Annotated in this window: 3 protein-coding genes; 1 reads left to right on the forward strand and 2 read right to left on the reverse strand. The window is 33.6% G+C overall.

The annotated features are described in order from the left end of the window. Window positions 1–29: 29 nt before the first annotated feature. Together ACFVU7_RS45095 and ACFVU7_RS45100 are read right to left on the reverse strand one after the other, a co-directional pair. The gene (locus tag ACFVU7_RS45095; protein WP_388052555.1) at window positions 30–380 is read right to left on the reverse strand and encodes a helix-turn-helix transcriptional regulator; all 351 of its coding nucleotides are present in this window, start codon (window positions 378–380) and stop codon (window positions 30–32) included. A 147-nt stretch (window positions 381–527) separates the two neighbouring features. Then, window positions 528–1010, reverse strand: a complete 483-nt coding sequence (locus tag ACFVU7_RS45100; RefSeq protein WP_342832144.1) for a replication/maintenance protein RepL — start codon at window positions 1008–1010, stop codon at window positions 528–530. Window positions 1011–1579: 569 nt separating this feature from the next. Here ACFVU7_RS45100 and ACFVU7_RS45105 point away from each other — a divergent pair. Next, a partial coding sequence (locus tag ACFVU7_RS45105; protein ID WP_388052558.1) for a hypothetical protein occupies window positions 1580–1988 on the forward strand: 409 nt, incomplete at its 3' end.

Genomic DNA, 1988 nt, shown 5'->3' on the forward strand with positions numbered 1-1988 from the left:
ATTTTATAGCCTTTAAGGCTATTCTATGGTTAAGAAGTACGTATTAGTTTTTGTGAGAGTTCTTGATGCAAATTCTGAAATTGTTGAACAGCTTCTGTCATGGATGCTGTGTTCAATTTCTTTAAGATGCCTTTTCTTTGATTCTTAATGGTACTTTCTTCTTTATGGAGAATTTCTTGTATTTCTGAAAGAGAATGACCATCAATAGCAAGAGCAAAGACTTCTTGTTCTGCTTGTGTGAATTGGTTCATGAATACCTTCTCTTTAAGGATTTTACATTCTTCTTCTACACTCTTCAGTCGAGCAACTTCATCAACTAAATCAGAAGCTACACTTAAGATATTTTCAATACCCATTAATAGTTTTTCGCTTTGATCCATGATAAGACCCTCCTATTTTTTGAGGGCAACCCATGTTATAATAAAAGTCCTTACAAGTTTTTTACATGGGGTGCTTTCCTAGCCGGGAAAGTGCCCTTTTTCATTTTATTTAGTTTGGACTTGCAGTTAATTGTTTGGATCACCTCCTTAATTATCATCTTCTTGCTCTTGTGAGGCTAATGAAGATAGATTTTTGTATCTTAATAAGATATCCATTCTTGAATTTTTACCACCTTTAAAAATTTGGTCTGGATTTACTTCATAGTGACCATTTTTTACTTTTTTGAGAAAATCACTTTCTTGTAGGGCTGTCATTGTATCTGCAATTGTTTTTCTTGAAATACCTGTTTCAGCTTCAATCATGGAGTATGTATATAAAAACTGATTTTCTTTGTTAAGGTTACTCATAATAAAAGTAAGTATATTGATTTTTTTGTTACCAATTAAATCTAAGGATTGAATGACATGACCTAACCAAACTTTATGAAAGTTTGCATCTCTTTCTTCAATTTCAGTAACATTCATTTCGACTATTTCACCAGTATCTTGGTTAATATATTTTTGTGTACCTGTAAATCTTACTTTTTTTCTTGTTGTAATGGTCTTTTTCTTAGGTTGTTTTTCACTCATAATAGTCACCCCTTATCACTTCATTTAGTTTAATTATATTATACTAAATGGTGTACCCTGAATTCAACAGTTTATTTTCATTACACCAAACAGTATAAAAAATTACACCAAACAGTATAAAAAATTACACCGATTAAAATCCTCTTAAACTACTGATATACCAATGTTTTTAGCTATTTTACTCCTTTTTTTACTCTTATCTATAAATATAAGGGCTATTTTCCATACAAGGTTCGAGTAGTATTTTTTAAGAAAGTCACTTAAAAAATCTCCACTCTTTTCTCCTTGCATTTCAAATTTCGGCAGGTGAGGGCATATCGCCAAGCCGACCATACCCAAAACGAAGTTAATCATGATCGGCTTGTGCTAGCAATTATACCTGCCGAACCGCCAGAGCTACTGTCCTAAAATCCAATTCTATTTCAAAATGTATATACACTATTTTTAAAAGCCAGCCTCACACCCCAAAACGAAGAGGGCAATAAAAGTGATATATTTATATTAAATAAAATGCAGGAAAACTAATTCGTTGCGCCGTATTGCTTAGCGTAGCGAGTATAGGAGGCAATATGAAGGAATATCAAAGTAGCCAAATAGCAGGGATTGTAGGTATATCGGTCGCTACGGTACGTAAGTATGCACAGTACATGGAAAAAGCGGGCTATATGTTTCTTAGAAATGAAAGCGGCCATCGAGTGTTTTTAGATAAACATATTTTACTCTTTAAAGAATTTAATGGCCTCTCAAAGACAGGGAATTTATCTTTGGGCCATATTGCCAATACGCTGGCTGCCAAATATAATGACTTAAAAACTGAAGAAAATGATAACCATATCGGGGGCGAAGCGGCACCCGATACGACCTTGATAGATAAGGCTTCAAAGGATAAAATCGCTCTAACAGATGAGCAATATAATTCTTTAATGAATAAGCTTGATAAACTCGCTACGCTAGACGATATAGTGGAACAACTTGAAC

Source organism: Kitasatospora sp. NPDC058046, from assembly GCF_042885595.1.
Classification (GTDB): Bacteria; Actinomycetota; Actinomycetes; order Streptomycetales; family Streptomycetaceae; genus Kitasatospora.